The organism is Gryllotalpicola protaetiae (assembly GCF_003627055.1).
Classification (GTDB): Bacteria; Actinomycetota; Actinomycetes; order Actinomycetales; family Microbacteriaceae; genus Gryllotalpicola; species Gryllotalpicola protaetiae.
Genome location: NZ_CP032624.1, coordinates 578534 through 596019 on the forward strand (window position 1 = coordinate 578534; position 17486 = coordinate 596019).

A 17486-nucleotide genomic window follows, 5' to 3' on the forward strand; every position below is an offset into this window, starting at 1 on the left:
AATCACATGCGCAAGAAGTACATCGTCGGCATCGCCGCCGTCGCGGCTGCCGCCGCGCTGACGCTGAGCGGCTGCTCGACCGGCCGCTCCGCCAGCGCCTCCGGCGACAGCGGCTCCACCTCGGTCAAGAAGGGCGACCTCATCGGCGTCGCCCTGCCGGCGAAGACGTCCCAGAACTGGGTGCTCGCCGGCCAGGACTTCAAGAACTCGATCGAGAAGGCCGGCTTCAAGGCCGACATCCAGTACGCGGACAACTCGAGCCCCGTGCCGAGCCAGCAGGCCGAGATCAACTCGATGCTGACCAAGGGCGCCAAGGTCATCATCATCGGCGCAGCGGACGGCTCGCAGCTGACCACGCAGGTCGCGACCGCCAAGAAGGACGGTGCCATCGTCATCGCCTGGGACCGCAACATCCTGAACACCAAGAACGTCGACTACTACGTCGCGTTCAACAACTTCCACGTCGGCGAGCTGCAGGGCCAGGCCCTGCTCGACGGCCTGAAGAAGGAGAAGGGCGACGGCCCCTACAACGTCGAGCTGTTCGCCGGCTCGCCCGACGACGCCAACGCCCCGCTGTTCTTCGACGGCGCGATGAGCGTCCTCAAGCCGAAGATCGCCGACGGCACCATCAAGGTCGTCTCCGGCCAGACCGACTTCAAGCAGGTCTCCACCCAGGGCTGGCTCGCGCAGAACGCGCAGAAGCGCATGACCGACCTGATCACCGGCAACTACGCGGGCGGCGCCAAGCTCGACGGCGTGCTCTCCCCCAACGACACCCTGGCCCGCGCCATCCTGCAGGCCACGAAGTCGGCCGGCCTCCCCAACCCGGTCGTGACCGGGCAGGACTCGGAGACCGACTCGATCCCGCTGATCATGAACGGCACGCAGTACTCGACGATCTACAAGGACACCAACCTTGAGGCCCAGGCCGCCGTCGACGTCGTGAGCACGCTCGCCAAGGGCAACAAGCCGAAGACCGTCGACAACGACAAGAACAACGACAACGGCGCGATCATCGTCCCGTCGATCGAGCTCTCCCCCGTGCTCGTGACCAAGGACAACGCGGTCGAAGCGTACAAGAACAACGCAGACCTCGAGAAGCTGGCGACCGCCAACCAGTAGGTCGCAGCGGTGAGAGCGGCCCCGGAGCGCACCCTGCTCCGGGGCCGTTTCGCGCGTCGGCCGACTCTTCCGGCGCGCCCTTCGCCGCGGGATGATTGCCGACGTCGAAGGAGGGCCGGATGGCTGAGATCAGTGTCGAGGTGCGTGCCGTTGAACCGCAGCACGTCGCGACCGTCACAAGGAAGGCGTCTGGGTTCGGGCCGGAGAACATCGGGCCCGTGATCGGGCCGATCTTCCCCGCCGTCGGCGCGGCCGTCGAGCAGGCAGGCCTCTCGCCCACCGACTACGGACCGGCGGTCGCGCTCTACGCACCCGACGAATCAGGCGACGGCACCGGCGCGCTCGTCACGGCGGGATTCGTGATTCCGGATGCCGTGAGCGAGGTCCCCGGCGTCGAGGTCTCGACCCTGCCGGTGCTCGAGCAGGCCGCCGTCACAGTGCACCGCGGCGAGATGGCGACGATCGGCGAGTCGTGGGACGCCCTCGTGCAGTGGATCCAGGCGAACGGCTACGAACTGGCCGGCGTGTGCCGCGAGGTCTACTGGACTCCCGGCTTCCGCCCGCAGAGCGAGTGGGTCACCGACCTGGTGCAGCCGGTGCGGCCCGTGGCATCCGCCTAGTAGTCGGCCTCGTCCGCCACCCGGGCGATGAACACGAACTCCCGCCCGGGCCGGTCGGGCGCCTCGCGCACCTCGACCGTCTCGAAGCCGGCCGCGGCGAGCGAGACCCGCAGCTCCTGCTCCGTGCGGAACCGCAGGGTCGTGTCGACCTCGATGACGGTGCCGTCCTCGAAGGCGTTCGAGCTGCGGAAGGTCACGAGGTGGTCGGTGACGTCGAGCACCTCCTGCCAGGCGTGCACGCGGCCGTAGTCCTCGACGTCGGCCTCGACGCGGGTGCGCTCGGGCGTCCAGCCGTCCCAGGCGCGGGCCTCGGGGCGCCGCGATTCGAACACCAGATAGCCCCCGGGCAGCAGCGCGTCGCGGATCGACGCGAGCGCGGCATCCCACTCGGCATCCGTCAGGAAATGCTGGGCGACGTTCGCCGTCATGGTCACGAGGTTGGCGGACATCGGCGGCAGGTCAGAGGCGTCGCCGACGACCCACTCGACGGCATCGGCCCCCTCTTTGTGCCGGGCGATGCCGACCGCGTCCTCGTCGGGGTCGACTGCGGTGACGCGGATTCCGCGGCCGGCGAGCATCAGGGCGAAGGCACCCGTGCCGCAGCCCAGGTCGATCAGACGGCGGGCCCCCAGTTCGGCCACCAGCTCGACGTACACGTCGAGGTCGGAGCGATCGGGGTCGAGCGGGTCATAAAGTGCGGCAAGGCGGGCTCTGTCATAGCCGTCTATGTCGTCTGGCACGCCTTCGACGTTACCGAAATCCGCGCGCTACGGCCACGGGTCAGCCGGCCCCCATGGCGGCCGCGGCGGTCTGCACACCCTTCGACCGGCAGACGGATGCCGGCTGCCCAGCGGTCTGCTCGCAGAGCCCCACCGTGAGCACGTTCGCCGCGCCGATCACCGCCTGCGCGATGGGCGAGCCCGGCTGGCTGAGCGCGGCGGCGATCTGCGCCTGCGTCTTGCCCGCCAGAACGTCGGGCGTGTACTGGGCGCCTGCGATGACCCTGCCGCCGCCGAAGTCGATGAACGGAATCGACCCGGACGTCTGCGTGTACGGCGGCGCGTCGTACGTCGAGAGCACCTGCTGCTCGGCATCCGTCAGCTTGTCGAGCGGCTTGTGGTCGCGGTCGTAGATCTCCCGCGCGGCGAGCGACAGGTAGTCGCTCGTGAACGTCGCGCCGTGGAAGCTGAGCGTCGCCGTGCCCGGATACACCTCGGGAGCCGGTGCCGAGCTCGTCTCGCCGAGCGCGTCGAAGGTGCCGAAGCGCGCGAGCGCGACCGCGAGCGGCCAGCGCTCTGCGGCGCAGAACGGGCAGAACTCGCCGCCGACGTAGACCACCTGCGGCTTGCCGCCGTCGGTCAGCCCGGGCGCATCGATCTTGGCGGGGGCGACTTTGGCCGTCCCGATCCCGACGGTGTCGAAGACGGAAGCGGGCACCGAGCCCACGGCGGTCGCGATGCCGGCCGGGGCCGCCGTGTGCGTGGCGCCGGCCGTCGGGGCGCTCGTGCGGCGGGTGCCCTGGGCCACCGCGAACACCACGGCGCCTGCGACGGCGAGGATCACGACTCCGACGATGATCTGGAGGGACACGCGAGAGCGGAGGGGTCGGGCCACCCGAACAGTATGTCGGGACGATCGGCCCATGCGGCGCCAGATGTCGCGAGGTTGACTCAGCCCATGACTAGCGTTCTGGTTGCATACGCGTCGCGGCGCGGCGGCACGGTCGGCATCGCCGAGTGGATCGCGCGGGAACTGCTCGAGAACGGCCTTGAGGTCGAGCTCGAGCCGGCGAGCCTGGTCGACACCGAGCTCGAGCACTTCGACGCGGCGTTCATCGCCGGGGCCGTCTACGAGCAGCGGTGGCATCCCGACGCGCGGCGGCTCGTTCACCGTGTGGCGAAGGAGTGGAAGGGCACGCCCGTCTGGCTCGTGGCATCCGGCCCGCTCACGACGCTCACGGCCGAGCACCCCGCGGCGGTCGCGCCGCAGCTGCAGCGGGCCGCGACCGAGGTGCACGCCCGAGGCACCGCCACCTTCGGCGGACGCCTCGACGAGCACCCGTCAGGCTGGCTCGCGAACTCGGTCGCCAAGAAGCACTCCGGTGACTTCCGCGACCGCGCCGCGGTCGAGCTGTGGGCCGCGCAGCTCGCGCACGAGTTGCGCGGGTAGCTATTTCCTGCCGAGGGATGCCTGACCGCGCTTCTGCGCTGCCTGGCGCACCTCGGCGATCGACCGGTCGGTCTCGCCCTCGAGCGAGCGGGCGAGCAGCGTGTAGTCGCGGTGTTCGCCGAAGGCATCCTGCAACCGGGCTCCGAGCTTCGCCGTGCCGTCGTCGGCGAGAGCCTCCGCCAGGTACCGCAGGGCGCGGGCATGCTTGCGCGCCTCGTGCTGCACGGCGAGCTCATCGAGATCCTCCGCGTCGTCCGCGACGTCTTCGAGCAGCGTGAGCAGGCGACGATAGGCGCGGCCGTCGAGATACTCGACGAGCCGCGCGTGCGCCACCCGGTACTCGGCCAGGACTCCGGTGACGAGACGCTGATGCGCGGCATCCGTGTCGTCGTCGTCGCCGAGCTCGTCGAGCAGGCGTGCCGCCAGCTCGGCCCGCACCTCGAGATCGCGCGCCGCTCCGAGCGCCCGGCCGTAGTTCTTCAGCTCCTTGCGCGCGGGCCGTGCCGCGTCGCCGGGCACGAGGCCGATCACCACGCGCAGCCGGCGCGTCATCGTGCGCGCCTGGTGCACGGAATCGGGCTCGTCTCGGCGCACCGCGCTGCCGAGGCCGATGAGTGAATCGATGACGTCGCGCAGCCACGTCGCGGCCGAGGGATCGCTGCTCATGCCTCGAGTCTTGTCCCGTGCCCCGATAGGCGATAGGACCGCTGGTCGTCAGCCGCCGACAGAGAGCTCGACGTCGACCTCATCGCCGACGTCGATGCGCTCCGCCCGGCGGATCGCGACGCGCACCGGAAGCAGGTAGACGCCGTCCTTCGGGAAGAGGGCGGTGTAGAACTCCGTCTGACCGATGCGCGCGTTGACGGGGATCGCGCCCCAGCCGTAGGTGACCATCGACGCGATCTCGGCGATGTCGTCACTCTCGGCCTCCGGAATGCGCACAAAGGTGAACGGCGCGGGCCCGCGCCAGTAGATGATCTCGCCGCGGAAGCTGAGCTCCATGCGGCAACCGTAGTCGCGCTCAGGCCATGCGCAGCGGGAGCCCGTCGGGGACGGACTCGGCCGAGGCGTCGTAGCGGGTCATGTTCTGAGTGGCCGCGCGGAAGTAGGCGCCGAGGCGGCCGGCCGTGTCGGCGTCGATCGGTGATTCTGCGAGCGCCTGGTCGAAGAGCCTCAGGCAGATCCCGTCGAGCTCTTCATGCGGGCCGTTGCCGGCGTGCATGCGCTGCACCCTGGTCTCGGTGCCGTAGCCGGCGGTGTAGAGCTTGGGCCCGCCCGTCGCCTCGCTGAGGTACGCGGCGAGGCGCTCGTCGTGCTGCGGGTGAACATAGGCATGTGAGAACGGATGCTCCGCGACGGGGTCGGCGAGGCACAGCTCGTTCCAGCGGCGGCACACCCCGAGGATCGCGTCGAATCCGCCCAGCTCGTCGTAGAGCGTCATGCGCACAGGGTCGCACTGCCAGGGCGGCGACGCCAGGCGTTTCTGGGACCACTGCCATCATCAGATGATGACCGACTACCGCGCCGTCTTCGACGCGCACATTTCCTTCGTCAACGGCGGCTCGCTGAGCGCAGACGGATTCCGGTTGGACCTGCCCTCAGATGCGATCTCGGAAGCTGAGATCGGAAGGCTGCTCGTGCAGCACCTCGGTCTTGCGCTGGTAGCTGACGTGCGGCTCGAGAACCTGCAGGTGATCGAAGAGCAGCATCGCGGCAGTCGCGGCGTCGAGCCGCTCGCCGCCGTCGCGACGGCCGACTTCCGCCTCGTCGAGCTCAGCCACACCATTCGCGAGGGGATGGTGACGCTTCCTGGCATCCCCTCCCCCGGCATCCGCCCGCATCTGACGCGCGAGCAGGCGGTCGAGCGGTACGCGCCGGGCACGACATTCGTTATGGACGTGATCGATCTCGCCGGCAACACGGGCACCTATCTCGACACGCCGTTCCACCGCTACGAAGGCGGCTCCGACCTCGCCGCGACGACGCTCGAGACGCTCGTCGACCTGCCGGCCGAGGTGTTCCACCTGACGGATGCCGACGCGCGCGGCATCCCGGCCTCCGTCTTCTTCGACCGCGAGGTACGGGGCAAGGCCGTGCTGCTGCACACGGGCTGGGACCGTCACTTCGGCTCGCCCGAGTATGCGACCGACGCGCCGTTCCTCGCGCCCGGCGGGGTCGCGTATCTGGCCGAGCATGGCGTCACGCTGGTCGGCATCGATTCGCAGAACATCGACGACACCGAGGCGGATGCCGGCGGTGAGCGCCCCGAGCACTCGGTGTTCCTCGCCGCGGGGATCCACGTGGTCGAGCACCTGACGGGCCTCGGCGAGCTGCCGCCGAGCGGCGCGCTGTTCACGGCGGTGCCGCCTCGGGTCGAGGGCTTCGGAACCTTTCCTGTACGAGCCTTTGCGAAGGTGCCCGCCTAGACGATTCGTCACAAGACGCACGATTCGTCACGTGCGAGCCGGCCGCGAAGGTGACGAATCGTGCGTTTCGCCGCTCAGCGTCAGTCGACGAGGCCGTTGAGCTTCGCGAACGGGTCCCAGTGAGGGTCGGTGTGCAGCTCGAGCTCGACGAGGTCGGCGGCGCGCTGCCCGGCATCCGCACCGAAAATCGAGGCGATGAGCGCGGCCGCCATGTCCATGCCGGCAGCGACGCCCGACGAGGTCCACCGGTCGCGGTCCTCGACCCAACGCGCCTCAGGCACCCACTCGACGTCGGCGCCCTGGCTCGACGCCCAGGCGAAGGATCGCTTGTTCGAGGTCGCCCGGTAGCCGTCGAGCAGGCCGGCTGCCGCGAGCAGTCCGGAGCCCGTGCAGACCGAGGTGATGAGTTGCGCGCCGCCCGCCCACGCGCGCAGCCAGGCGAGCGTGTCGGGATCGTTGACCAGCGTGCGCGTGCCCCTGCCGCCGGGCACGAGCACGATGTCGGGGGCGGGGGCGTCTGCGTAGGCGAAGTCGGGCACGACGGCGACACCCTGCGCGCTCGCGACCGGCGCGCGGGTCGGCCCGACATAGCTCGTCGTGAGGCCGTCGACCTGGCTGAACAGCTCGGCCGGGCCGAACACGTCGAGCAGCTCGAAGCCGTCGAACAGGACGATGGTGATCGAACGCGCAGCTGTCATGCGCTCAGTCTGGCCGGTTGACGCGGCCCATGGCGCGTGCTGTGCTCGCGACCATGACGAAGTACCTGATTTCGTTCCCGAGCAGCGCGATGGACCTCGCGCTTGACGAGTGGCAGGCGGCTGGGGATGCCGCGCACGCCGTGCTCGACGAGATGCGAGCCGCCGGGGTCTACGTGTTCGGGGGCGGCATCGACGAGAGCGTCGCCCCGGTGCTGGTGACCGGCGACGGCGAGGCGGCCGAGGGCACGTACCCGCAGACCGCGCAGCTCGACGGCGGCATGACCGTCATCGAGGTCGAGACGCGGGCCGACGCGGTGAAATGGGCGGCGAAGATCGCCGTCGCATGCAGATGCACGCAAGAACTGCGGGCGTTCCAGTACGACCCGCTCGCCTGAGCGGCACACAAAACGCCGTAGGGCGCACGTTTTCAGCGGAAACGTGCGCCCTACGCGGTGTTTGCTGCGTTAAGCGGCCTGCTCGGCGTCGCCTTCGCGCTTGATCGCCGAGATCTCGAACTCGAGCGTGATCTTCTCGGAGACGAGGACGCCGCCCGAGTCGAGCGGGGTGTTCCACTCGAGACCGAACTCGCGCCGGTCGATGCGGCGGGTGCCCTCGAAGCCGGCGCGCAGTGCGCCGAACGGGTCGGCCCGCGCACCCGTGTACTCGATCGGGATGCTGATCGGCTTCGTGACATCGCGGATCGTCAGGTCGCCGGAGACCACGATCGCGTTCTCGCCGACCTCTTCGATGCGGGTGCTGCGGAACACGATGTCCGGCCACTGCTCGGCGTTGAAGAAGTCACCGCTGCGCAGGTGGTCATCGCGCTGCGAGTTGCGCGTATCGACGCTCGCGGCCTTGATCACGACCTCGGCCGTCGACGCGCTCGGCTCGTCGAGGTCGACGTGCAGGCTGCCGGTGATGTCGTTGAACGCACCGCGAACGGTCGTCACCATGGCGTGCTTGGCCGAGAAGCCGATGCGAGTGTGCGCCGGGTCCAGATCCCAGTCGCCACTCAAGTCGAGTCCGTTGTCGGTCATGCTCTCCCTCTCCCATGGATGCCCCAACCTCCCCAATCCTGTCACCCGTAGGGGCAGCGACACGGCAGGCTCACACGTTGAAGCGGAACTCCACCACGTCGCCGTCCTGCATGACGTAGTCCTTGCCCTCGAGGCGGGCCTTGCCGTGCGCGCGCGCCTCCGCCACTGACCCCAGCGAGACAAGGTCCTCGAACGAGATGACCTCGGCCTTGATGAAGCCCTTCTCGAAGTCGGTGTGGATCACTCCGGCCGCCTGCGGCGCCTTCCACCCCTTGTGGATGGTCCACGCACGCGCCTCCTTCGGCCCTGCCGTCAGGTAGGTCTGGAGTCCGAGGGTGTCGAAGCCGACGCGGGCGAGCTGGTCGAGGCCGGACTCGTCCTGGCCGGTCGACTGCAGCAGCTCCAGCGCCTCATCCTCAGGCAGGTCGATGAGCTCCGATTCGATCTTCGCGTCGAGGAACACGGCCTTCGCCGGGGCCACCAACTCGGCCAAGGCGGCCTTGCGCGAAGCATCCGTCAATACGGACTCGTCGACATTGAAGACGTAAATGACGGGCTTCGCCGTCAGCAGCCCGAACTCGCGCAAAGCAGGAAGGTCGAGACCCTTCGCCGCCGACAGCACGGTGCCGGCCGAGAGCAGCTCGATCGCCTCGTTCACCGCGGCGAGCACGGCGGGGTCGGTCTTCTTTCCGCGCACCTCCTTCTCGATGCGCGGCTGCGCCTTCTCGAGGGTCTGCAGGTCGGCGAGGATCAGCTCGGTGTTGATGGTGTCGAGGTCGCCGCGCGGGTCGACGGCGCCGGCCACGTGCACGACGTCGTCGTCGGTGAAGCCGCGCACGACCTGCGCGATGGCGTCGGCCTCACGGATGTTCGCGAGGAACTGGTTGCCGAGCCCCTCGCCCTCCGACGCGCCCTTCACGATGCCGGCGATGTCGACGAACGAGACCGTGGCCGGCACGAGGCGCTCGGAGTGGAACACTTCGGCGAGTCGGCCGAGCCGCTCGTCGGGCAGGTTCACGACCCCCACGTTCGGCTCGATCGTCGCGAACGGGTAGTTCGCCGCGAGCACGTCGTTCTTGGTCAGCGCGTTGAAGAGAGTCGATTTGCCGACGTTGGGAAGACCGACGATTCCGATTGTCAAAGCCACCCCGACAGCCTACGGGAGCAGCCCCAACGCCCGTCCCGAGCGCCGAGACGACCGCGACTATTCGCGCTGTGGTTGCGGCCTGAGGATGCGTCGCATCGCCTCCTCGACTATGGCTCGCCGCGCGCTGACGGGCTGTCCCTCAGCTTCTGCGAGCCGCTTCAGGGCGGCCGGAGCGCTGGCCCACGCGCCAGACAGCGCCGCGACGATGGCCAACAGATCCGAAGCGTTCCACGACGAGTCGATGATCCCTTTCGCCTGAGCGTCGCGTATGTCCGCGACCTTCTGCTGGACCTGCGACTGCTCGTCTTCGTCGCCCCTGGCGGTGTTCTCCAGCCTGCGCCAGGTCAAGAGGCGGCCGAGCTCGGGATTGTCGAAAGCCGTGTCGAACAGATCGCCGGTCGCGCGGACGAGTTCATCGCCGCTGTCGGGCAACCAGACGGACGCGTCGGTCACCGCCGACGACATGGCCGCACGGAACAGGCTTTCCTTATCGCCGAAGTAGGCGTAAATGCGTTCCTTGTTCGCCTTGGCCGCCGCCGCGATCCGATCGATGCGGGCGCCGGCGAATCCGCGATCAGCGAACTCCGCGATGGCGGCCGCCAGGATTCGATCGCGAGTGGAAAGCGGCTGCTCCATGTCCCCAGACTACCAACCAGAAAGTTGGTATGCTTGACCAACTGAAAAGTTGGTGGGTCGCATCGACCCCCGGAAGATGGAGGAAGACATGCCTCAGCGCACCTGGTTCATTACGGGCATCAGCAGCGGTTTCGGTCGCACGATGGCCGAGCAGCTCCTGAAGGCGGGCGATCGCGTCGCGGGCACCGTCCGCAAGCAGGGGTCCGTGGCCGACCTCGTCGCGAGCTACGGCGACCAGATCTGGGTCGCCAGCCTGGACGTGACCGACACGGCCGCGGTCCGCTCGGTAGTCGATGCCGCCTTCACGGCGCTCGGCCGCATCGACGTTGTGATGAACAATGCGGGATTCGGCCTCTTCGGAGCCGCCGAGGAAGTCAGCGACGAGCAGATCGAGCAGATCATCGCCACCAACCTCACGGGCTCGATCCAGGTCGTTCGTGCAGCACTCCCACACCTGCGCGCTCAAGGGGGAGGTCGTATCGTCCAGCTCTCGACGGTCGGCGGGCAGACCGCGGGCGCAGGCGCTTCCCTCTATATTGCGAGCAAGTGGGGCGTCGAGGGCTTTGCCGAGTCGCTGGCCGACGAGGTCGCTCCGTTCAACATCGGCGTCACGATCGTCGAGCCGGGTGGTGCGCGAACCGGGTTTCGCCTCAGGGGCCTCCAACTCGGCACACCCCTCGCCGCCTACGACGGCACCCCTGCAGCGGGCGTCCGCGGCCTCCAGAACCCCGCCTACCAGGAGCCCGGCGACCCGGAGCGGATGGCCGCCCTCATGATCGCCAGCGTCAACCAGGAGCCGGCCCCGCGGCGTCTCGTCCTCGGTCACTCCGCCTACCTTGCGATTCGCGCCGCCCTCACCGACCGGCTCGCGGACGTCGAACCGCAGGAGGCGCAGGCGGCGTCAGCGGACTTCCCCGCATAGAGTACGGGGCGCCCTCCGCGTTCGATGCCCGGTCGCAGCCGCCTGAGCGGGTACTCCGACCCACGGTACGGATGCCCGAGCGTCGGTCATGCCCCATACGCTGAGTTCGTGCACCCCTCACGTTCTCTCGGCTCCGGCGTGCTCGCCGGCATCGGGGCGAACGTGATCTGGGCCACCGCGTTCATCGTCGGGCTGGTCACGCCGTCCGCCGTGCCGCCGATCGCGCTCGCGGTCGGCCGCTACACGGTGTTCGGGCTGATCGCGCTCGCGCTGCTGCCCCGCGCGTGGCGCGCGCTGCGCACGCTCGGCCCGCGCGAGTGGGCGACGGCGCTGATCTTCGCGGCGATCGGCAACGTCGGCCAGTTCGTGCTCGTGCTGCTCTCGGTGCGCTTCGCCGACGGCGCGACCTCGACGATCGTGTACGGTGTGCTGCCCGTCGCGCTCGCGATCTGGGGCAATCTCAAGCGCCGCGAGGTGCCGATGCGACGGCTCGTCTGGCCCGTCGTGCTGACCGTCGCAGGGCTCGCGCTGCTGTCGGGCGAGTCGTTCGTCGGCCACCACATCGCGAGCCCTGGGCGCTATGCGTTCGGTGTCGCCCTGGCGCTCGTCGGCATGCTCGGGTGGGCCTGGTATTCGGAGGCGAACGCGACCTTCCTCGAGCGGCATCCGCTCATCTCATCTCGCGACTGGGCGGGTGCCGTGGGCATCGGATGCCTGCCGCTGGCCCTCCTGCTCATCCCGGCCGCCGCCGCGCAGCACCGCGCCCAGCCCGCCCTCGGCGCCGCCGACTGGCTCTGGCTCATCGCCGTCAGCATCGTGATCGGCATCCTGCTGTCGTGGGTCGCGACCGTACTGTGGAACATCGCCTCGCTCGCCCTGCCCGTGTCGCTCGCCGCTCAGCTGATCGTCGTCGGCACGCTCGCGGGCGTCGTCATGGTGCACCTGGTCACGATGACGTGGCCGAACCGGTGGGAGGTCTCGGGCCTCGCGGTGTCGACCGCCGGGGTGCTGCTCGCGGTGCGCGTCACGCTGCCGAAGCGCGGCCCGCAGGCATCCGTCACGCCGATCTCGCCGTCAGCCGCGCCGGAAGCGGTACGCCTGAGTGACGTAGGGCAGCTCGATCACACCGGCGGCAGCGATCTCGGGATGCCGGTCGAGCACGGCCTCGACCCGGCGTAGCGTCTCGGCCTGCCCGTCTGCATTCTTGACGAGGAAGTAGCTGCGCGAGCGCACCAAGGTGAGGATGCCGGGGCGGCTCAGCCGCTGCACCCAGCCGAACTCCGCGGATTCGCCGCCCTCGAACGGCGCGCCCACCGGGTGCTCGGCGAGCGCCGACGGACTGTAGCCGTCGTTCGACCCCATCGCCTCGCCGAGCTCGCGCACCCAGTCGACGCGGTCGTCGCGGCTGTTCCAGATGAGGCCGAGGGTGCCGCCCGGTTTGAGGACGCGGGCGACCTCGCGCTCGCCGCGGCCCGGCTCGACCCAGTGCCAGGCCTGCGCGAAGGTGACGGCGTCGACGCTCTCGTCGGGCAGCGGCAGCCGCTCGGCGGTGCCGAGCAGCGTTTCGACACCCTGCACCTTGTCGCGCAGCACCTCGAGCATCTGCGGGCTCGGGTCGACGGCGATCACCTCGCGGTCCTCGCCCTGAAGCATCCGCGTGAACTTGCCGGTGCCCGCGCCGACGTCGAGAACGCGGCGCGCGTCGGCCGGGACGAGCCAGTCGACCGCGTCAGCCGGGTAGCCGGGGCGGGACTCCTCATAGACGTGCGCGGCCGCGTCGAAGCTGCGCGCGTGGTCGTTCTTGCTGGGCTGGCTGTTCGGGGTGTCATTGACCACGGTCACATCCTGCCGTGCGAGCATGGGCGCGTGGCACTGGATTTCACCGCGATCGACTTCGAGACGGCGAACTCCTCAGGTGCGTCCGCCTGCAGCGTCGGGCTCGTGAAGGTGCGCGGCGGCCACGTGGTGGACCGGGCGTACTGGCTGATCCAGCCGCCGGCCGGCCACGACGAGTTCCTCGACTGGAACATCCGCATCCACGGCATTCGCGCCGCCGACGTGCTCGACGCGCTCACCTGGCAGCAGCAGCTGCCCGATCTGCTCGCCTTCGCCGACGGCGACGCGTTCGTGGCGCACAACGCCGGCTTCGACATGGGCGTGATCCGCACGGCGTGCCAGGTCACGGGGCTCGAGGTGCCGGTCGCGACGTATGTCTGCAGCCTGCAGGTCGCCCGCAAGACGTACCACCTCGACTCGTACCGCCTGCCGTCGGCGGCCATGGCGGCCGGATTCGAGGGCTTCGAACACCACAACGCCGCCGCCGACGCCGAGGCCTGCGCCGCGATCATGGTGCACGCCGCGCGCCGCCACGACGTCGACGACGTCATCGCGCTCGCGCGCGCCTGTGCGATCAAGGTCGGCCGGCTCGGCGCGGCCCGCGTCGCCGCGTAGCGGGGCGCCTCGCCGCCGATGTCGGTGGCTGGTTGAAGACTGACCGCATGCCCGCTTTCCTCGCACTTGTCATCGGCCTTTTCGCCGGCGCGCCGATCGGCGCGCTCGCCGTGCTCGTACTGCGGCGGCGCGATGCGGCGGATTCCAGGGCAGGCGACCTGCGCGCCGACCTGGCCGCAGCCGAGGCCACCGTGACCGCGTTGCGCGAGCAGCTCGCCGCCCAGCGCGAGACCGCCGAGCAGCTGCGCGCCGACCAGGCTGCGCGCGAGGCCCGAGAGCGGCAGCAGAACCAGGTGCTGCAGGCACTCGCGCCGGTGCGCGAGACCCTCGGCGCGATGCAGCAGAAGGTGGCAGAGCTCGAACGCGAGCGCTCTGAGCAATACGGCTCGCTCGCCGAGCAGCTGCGGCTCGCGCGGGTCAGCGACGAGCGGCTGCGCACCACGACCGAGTCGCTCGCGGGCGCCCTGCGCTCCAACTCGACGCGCGGCGTCTGGGGCGAGACGCAGCTGCGCCGCGTCGTCGAGGCGGCCGGGTTGACCGAGCACGTCGATTTCACCGTGCAGACGACGATCTCGACGGATGCCGGAACGCTGCGCCCCGACATGGTGATCCGCCTGCCGGGCGGGAAGCAGCTGGCCGTCGATTCGAAGGTGCCGCTCGAGAGCTACCTCGAGGCCTCGGCGATTCCCGACACCGCCGCAGGCGAGGAAGGCGCGCGCCGGGCGGCGCTGCTCGCCGCACACGTCAGGGCCATGCGCGGGCACATCGACGCCCTCGCGAAGAAGGCCTATTGGGAGGGGCTCGAGGTGAGCCCCGAGTTCGTGATCGCCTTCGTGCCGAGCGAGTCGCTGCTGGCATCGGCCCTCGATGCCGATCCGGCGCTGCTCGACTACGCCTTCGGGAAGCGGGTGGCGCTGGCATCCCCCGTCAATCTCTGGGCCGTGCTCAAGACCGTCGCGATCACCTGGCAGCAGCAGGCGGTGACCGACGAGGCGCGCAAGCTGTTCGACCTCGGCAATCTGCTGTACTCGCGCATCGGGACACTGTCGGGCCATGCCGACGCGCTGCGCAAGGCGATCGAGCGCACGGTCGAGTCGTACAACGCGTTCGCGGGCACGCTCGAGACCCGCGTGCTCGTCACGGCGCGGCAGTTCCCCGGCATCGACCCCTCGCGGCTGTCACAAGTCGACGAACCGGAAACCATCGAGAAAGTTCCCCGGCCTCTGACCGCTCTGGAGCTGACGGAATCCCCCTAATGTAGGAACCGGCCCGCCACCTCGAAGGAGACCCCATGCCTGTCGCAACGCCTGACCAGTACGCCGAGATGCTTGACAGGGCAAAGGCAGGCGGCTTCGCCTACCCCGCCTTCAACGTGTCGTCTTCGCAGACGATCAATGCCGTGCTGCAGGGCCTCGCCGAGGCGGAGTCCGACGGCATCCTGCAGGTCACGACCGGCGGCGCAGACTACTTCGCCGGCCAGTCCGTGAAAGCGCGCGCGACCGGCGCGCTCGCCATGGCGCGCTTCGCGACCGAGGTCGCCAAGAACTACGGCATCACGGTCGCGCTGCACACCGACCACTGCCCGCAGCCCGCGCTCGAGAGCTTCCTGCTGCCGCTGCTCGCTGCGAGCGAGGAGCAGGTGAAGGCCGGCGGCGAGCCGATCTTCCAGTCGCACATGTGGGACGGCTCTGCGGTGCCGCTCGACGAGAACATCGAGATCGCCGAGGGCATCCTGAAGCGCACGAGCGCGATCAACGCGATCCTCGAGATCGAGGTCGGCGTCGTGGGGGGCGAGGAAGACGGCGTCAAGCACGAGGGCACCAACGACGCGCTGTACACCACCGTCGGCGACGTGACGAAGGCCGTCGAGGCGCTCGGCCTCGGCGAGAAGGGCCGCTACATCGCAGCCCTCACCTTCGGCAACGTGCACGGCGTCTACAAGCCGGGCGGCGTCAAGCTGCGGCCCGAGCTGCTGGGCGAGATCCAAGCCGGCATCGCAGCGAAGTTCGGCCACGGCCCGAAGCCGCTCGACCTCGTCTTCCACGGCGGCTCGGGCTCATCGCCTGAAGAGATCGCCGAGGCGGTCAGCAACGGCGTCATCAAGATGAACATCGACACGGACACGCAGTACGCGTTCACCCGCTCGATCGCGGGCTACATGCTGTCGAACTACGACGGCGTGCTGAAGGTCGACGGCGAGGTCGGCGACAAGAAGAAGTATGACCCGCGCGCCTGGGGCAAGATCGCCGAGACCGACATGGCGAAGCGCGTCATCGAGGCGACCCAGCAGCTCGGCTCGGCCGGCAAGTCCGGCAAGTAGCCCAGCCCTGGCCGTAGTGCGAGCGCCGGATCCGCAACGTCTGCCGTGGGTTCGCGCGATAGCTCATGCGCGCTTCGATGAGGGAACAGATTCGGTTTCACTCAGGAACTGTTCCCTCATCGAAGTGGTCCGAAGGTAAGGGCCCGACCCGGCCACCCAAGCCGTGGTGTCCTACCGGCCTACGTCGACGAGCCGGTGTCAGCCGGCGATGGCGACGGCAAGATGTTCAGCAGCTCGGGGTTCTCCCCCAACGCGATGACGAAGATCGCGAAGAAGAGGATGCCGGCGACGACGGCCCCCAGCAGCGGGATCCACCACGACCGGCGCCCTGCACGCATCGCGGTCAGCGACACGAAGAGCGTCACGAGCCATACGACGCCGTAGATGATCGCCTGCCCCTGCCACAGCCAGCCGGGAAGCGCATTGGCGAGCTGCTCGTAGCTCGAACCCATGACGGCCATCGACTCGCGCATGACCTGGCCGCCGTTGAATGCGTCCGAGACCACGCCGAACACGTTGGAGAGACCGAAACCGAGCAGCACGAACGTGACCAGGCGGTCGCCGAAGCCGGCGCGCGCCATGGGCTGCTGGGGCGGACGCGACTCCTCCTGAGGCCAGTGCATCGGGCCCTGCTGCTGGCCGCCGTGCTGCGGGCCACCCGGGCCATAAGTCCCAGGCGCGGGCGGCTGAGGCGCGAGCCGGGTCGCGTCGAGGTGCGGTTCTGGCCCCTCGAGCTGCCACTCCGCGGGCTGCTTGATCGCGGCACGCTGCTCCTCGGGAGTCGCGTACTCGCCGTACTCCGGGCGACGGTGGCGCTCGGAATCGGAACCGGAATCGCTCATCGGCTGCGACCACCCAGTGCGCGGGCGTCGCGGTTGCCGGACGTGTCGGTGCGCAGTTCGCGCGGCAACGAGAACATCAGGTCCTCCTCAGCGGTCTGCACCGTGTGCACGTCGCCGTAGCCGGCCTGGGCGAGGTCGTCGAGGAGCTCCTGGACGAGCACCTCCGGAACGGAGGCCCCGCTCGTGACGCCGACGGTCTCGGCATCCGCCAGCCAGTCCTGCTGCACTTCGCTCGCGTAATCAACGCGGTAGGCGGCCTTCGCCCCGTGCTCGAGCGCGACCTCGACGAGCCGCACCGAGTTCGACGAGTTGGCCGAGCCGACGACGATCACGACGTCTGCCTCCTGCGCGACCTTCTTGATCGCGACCTGGCGGTTCTGCGTGGCGTAGCAGATGTCATCGCTCGGCGGGTCCTGCAGGGCGGGGAAGCGTGCGCGCAGACGGCGCACCGTCTCCATCGTCTCGTCGACCGAGAGCGTGGTCTGCGACAGCCAGACGACCTTCTCCGGGTCGCGGACGACCACGCTGTCGGCCTCCTCCGGGCTGTTCACGATCGTGACGTTGTCGGGCGCCTCGCCCGCCGTGCCCTCGACCTCTTCGTGGCCCGTGTGGCCGATGAGCAGGATCTCGAAGTCGTCGCGCGCGAACCGCACCGCCTCGCGGTGCACCTTGGTGACGAGCGGGCAGGTCGCGTCGATGGCACGCAGGCCCCGGTCCGACGCCGCTTGAACGACCGACGGCGCGACGCCGTGGGCGCTGAACACGACATGGGCGCCCTGCGGCACCTGGTCGACCTCGTCGACGAAGATCGCGCCCTGCTGCTCGAGGGTGGCGACCACATGCTTGTTGTGAACGATCTGCTTGCGCACGTAGACGGGGGCGCCATAGCGCTCGAGAGCTTTCTCCACAGCGACGACTGCCCGGTCGACTCCTGCACAGTAGCCCCGCGGGGAGGCCAGCAGGACCCGCTTGTGTCCGACCACCGGGATATCCTTGAGCCGCCCGCCGGCACCCGCGATGCGGGGCATGCCGAGGCTGATCGAAGAGTCGCTCACGCCGTTCAGTTTAGGTCGGCCAGCGCGCACTACCTGGGAAG

Annotated in this window: 22 protein-coding genes; 10 read left to right on the top strand and 12 right to left on the bottom strand. The window is 69.4% G+C overall.

Features of this window, described 5'->3' with window-relative positions; genetic code table 11:
* Positions 1-6: 6 nt before the first annotated feature.
* Together D7I44_RS02875 and D7I44_RS02880 are read left to right on the top strand one after the other, a co-directional pair.
* Positions 7-1122 carry a substrate-binding domain-containing protein gene (locus tag D7I44_RS02875; RefSeq protein ID WP_120788106.1) on the top strand — a complete coding sequence of 372 codons (1116 nt, stop codon included), beginning with the start codon at positions 7-9 and terminating at the stop codon, positions 1120-1122.
* Between the two features lie 119 nt (positions 1123-1241).
* Positions 1242-1742: a GyrI-like domain-containing protein gene (locus D7I44_RS02880; protein ID WP_120788107.1), complete on the top strand. Its 501-nt coding sequence runs from the start codon at positions 1242-1244 to the stop codon at positions 1740-1742.
* Here D7I44_RS02880 and D7I44_RS02885 read toward each other — a convergent pair.
* Both D7I44_RS02885 and D7I44_RS02890 read right to left on the bottom strand, forming a co-directional pair.
* Positions 1739-2482: a class I SAM-dependent methyltransferase gene (locus D7I44_RS02885; protein WP_220093819.1), complete on the bottom strand. Its 744-nt coding sequence runs from the start codon at positions 2480-2482 to the stop codon at positions 1739-1741. The two genes, D7I44_RS02880 and D7I44_RS02885, sit on opposite strands and share 4 nt — an antisense overlap.
* Before the next feature lie 40 nt (positions 2483-2522).
* On the bottom strand, positions 2523-3356 hold the full coding sequence (locus D7I44_RS02890) for a DUF929 family protein (RefSeq protein ID WP_162940020.1): 834 nt from the start codon (positions 3354-3356) through the stop codon (positions 2523-2525).
* Between the two features lie 63 nt (positions 3357-3419).
* Between D7I44_RS02890 and D7I44_RS02895 the strand changes: the two genes are divergently transcribed.
* The gene (locus D7I44_RS02895; protein WP_162940021.1) at positions 3420-3911 is read left to right on the top strand and encodes a flavodoxin domain-containing protein; all 492 of its coding nucleotides are present in this window, start codon (positions 3420-3422) and stop codon (positions 3909-3911) included.
* Here D7I44_RS02895 and D7I44_RS02900 read toward each other — a convergent pair whose 3' ends face one another.
* The 3 genes from D7I44_RS02900 to D7I44_RS02910 are packed head-to-tail and all read right to left on the bottom strand — an operon-like array spanning position 3912 to position 5352.
* The gene (locus D7I44_RS02900) at positions 3912-4577 is read right to left on the bottom strand and encodes a CHAD domain-containing protein (protein WP_120788110.1); all 666 of its coding nucleotides are present in this window, start codon (positions 4575-4577) and stop codon (positions 3912-3914) included.
* 48 nt (positions 4578-4625) lie between these two features.
* On the bottom strand, positions 4626-4913 hold the full coding sequence (locus tag D7I44_RS02905) for a DUF1905 domain-containing protein (protein ID WP_120788111.1): 288 nt from the start codon (positions 4911-4913) through the stop codon (positions 4626-4628).
* 19 nt (positions 4914-4932) lie between these two features.
* Positions 4933-5352 (bottom strand): globin domain-containing protein, encoded by a 420-nt coding sequence (locus D7I44_RS02910; protein WP_120790763.1) that lies wholly within the window; start codon positions 5350-5352, stop codon positions 4933-4935.
* Between the two features lie 67 nt (positions 5353-5419).
* On the opposite strand from D7I44_RS02910, the gene D7I44_RS02915 reads away from it, so the two are divergent.
* Positions 5420-6337 carry a cyclase family protein gene (locus D7I44_RS02915; RefSeq protein WP_120790764.1) on the top strand — a complete coding sequence of 306 codons (918 nt, stop codon included), beginning with the start codon at positions 5420-5422 and terminating at the stop codon, positions 6335-6337.
* Between the two features lie 80 nt (positions 6338-6417).
* Here the strand turns inward: D7I44_RS02915 and D7I44_RS02920 are convergent, their stop codons facing one another.
* A complete protein-coding gene (locus D7I44_RS02920) occupies positions 6418-7035 on the bottom strand; it encodes a DJ-1/PfpI family protein (protein ID WP_120788112.1) in 618 nt (205 codons plus the stop codon).
* 53 nt (positions 7036-7088) lie between these two features.
* Here D7I44_RS02920 and D7I44_RS02925 point away from each other — a divergent pair, with 53 nt between their 5' ends.
* A complete protein-coding gene (locus tag D7I44_RS02925) occupies positions 7089-7430 on the top strand; it encodes a YciI family protein (protein WP_120790765.1) in 342 nt (113 codons plus the stop codon).
* Positions 7431-7499: 69 nt separating this feature from the next.
* On the opposite strand, the gene D7I44_RS02930 is transcribed toward D7I44_RS02925, so the two are convergent.
* The 3 genes from D7I44_RS02930 to D7I44_RS02940 all read right to left on the bottom strand — a co-directional run bounded on the left by D7I44_RS02930 (position 7500) and on the right by D7I44_RS02940 (position 9855).
* Complete coding sequence (locus D7I44_RS02930) at positions 7500-8072, bottom strand: YceI family protein (protein ID WP_120788113.1); 573 nt, start codon at positions 8070-8072, stop codon at positions 7500-7502.
* A gap of 70 nt (positions 8073-8142) precedes the next feature.
* Positions 8143-9219 carry a redox-regulated ATPase YchF gene (ychF, locus tag D7I44_RS02935; protein WP_120788114.1) on the bottom strand — a complete coding sequence of 359 codons (1077 nt, stop codon included), beginning with the start codon at positions 9217-9219 and terminating at the stop codon, positions 8143-8145.
* Between the two features lie 57 nt (positions 9220-9276).
* The gene (locus D7I44_RS02940) at positions 9277-9855 is read right to left on the bottom strand and encodes a TetR/AcrR family transcriptional regulator (RefSeq protein WP_120788115.1); all 579 of its coding nucleotides are present in this window, start codon (positions 9853-9855) and stop codon (positions 9277-9279) included.
* Positions 9856-9943: 88 nt separating this feature from the next.
* Between D7I44_RS02940 and D7I44_RS02945 the strand changes: the two genes are divergently transcribed.
* Together D7I44_RS02945 and D7I44_RS02950 are read left to right on the top strand one after the other, a co-directional pair.
* Positions 9944-10777 carry an SDR family oxidoreductase gene (locus D7I44_RS02945; RefSeq protein ID WP_120790766.1) on the top strand — a complete coding sequence of 278 codons (834 nt, stop codon included), beginning with the start codon at positions 9944-9946 and terminating at the stop codon, positions 10775-10777.
* 108 nt (positions 10778-10885) lie between these two features.
* Positions 10886-11956: a DMT family transporter gene (locus D7I44_RS02950; protein WP_162940022.1), complete on the top strand. Its 1071-nt coding sequence runs from the start codon at positions 10886-10888 to the stop codon at positions 11954-11956.
* Here the strand turns inward: D7I44_RS02950 and D7I44_RS02955 are convergent.
* Positions 11852-12613, bottom strand: coding sequence for a class I SAM-dependent methyltransferase (locus D7I44_RS02955; protein WP_220093821.1), 762 nt, complete (start codon positions 12611-12613; stop codon positions 11852-11854). The two genes, D7I44_RS02950 and D7I44_RS02955, sit on opposite strands and share 105 nt — an antisense overlap.
* Before the next feature lie 30 nt (positions 12614-12643).
* On the opposite strand from D7I44_RS02955, the gene D7I44_RS02960 reads away from it, so the two are divergent.
* Genes D7I44_RS02960 through fbaA form a run of 3 tightly spaced genes read left to right on the top strand, consistent with a single transcriptional unit; the run spans position 12644 to position 15548 of the window.
* A complete protein-coding gene (locus D7I44_RS02960) occupies positions 12644-13228 on the top strand; it encodes an exonuclease domain-containing protein (RefSeq protein WP_120788118.1) in 585 nt (194 codons plus the stop codon).
* Between the two features lie 47 nt (positions 13229-13275).
* Positions 13276-14484 carry a DNA recombination protein RmuC gene (locus D7I44_RS02965; protein WP_120788119.1) on the top strand — a complete coding sequence of 403 codons (1209 nt, stop codon included), beginning with the start codon at positions 13276-13278 and terminating at the stop codon, positions 14482-14484.
* Between the two features lie 35 nt (positions 14485-14519).
* Positions 14520-15548, top strand: coding sequence for a class II fructose-bisphosphate aldolase (gene fbaA, locus D7I44_RS02970; protein WP_120788120.1), 1029 nt, complete (start codon positions 14520-14522; stop codon positions 15546-15548).
* Positions 15549-15727: 179 nt separating this feature from the next.
* Here the strand turns inward: fbaA and D7I44_RS02975 are convergent, their stop codons facing one another.
* Positions 15728-16390 (bottom strand): DUF6264 family protein, encoded by a 663-nt coding sequence (locus D7I44_RS02975; RefSeq protein ID WP_120788121.1) that lies wholly within the window; start codon positions 16388-16390, stop codon positions 15728-15730.
* A complete protein-coding gene (locus D7I44_RS02980; protein ID WP_120790767.1) occupies positions 16387-17418 on the bottom strand; it encodes a 4-hydroxy-3-methylbut-2-enyl diphosphate reductase in 1032 nt (343 codons plus the stop codon). The genes D7I44_RS02975 and D7I44_RS02980 overlap by 4 nt, the downstream gene beginning before the upstream one ends.
* Between the last annotated feature and the right edge of the window lie 68 nt (positions 17419-17486).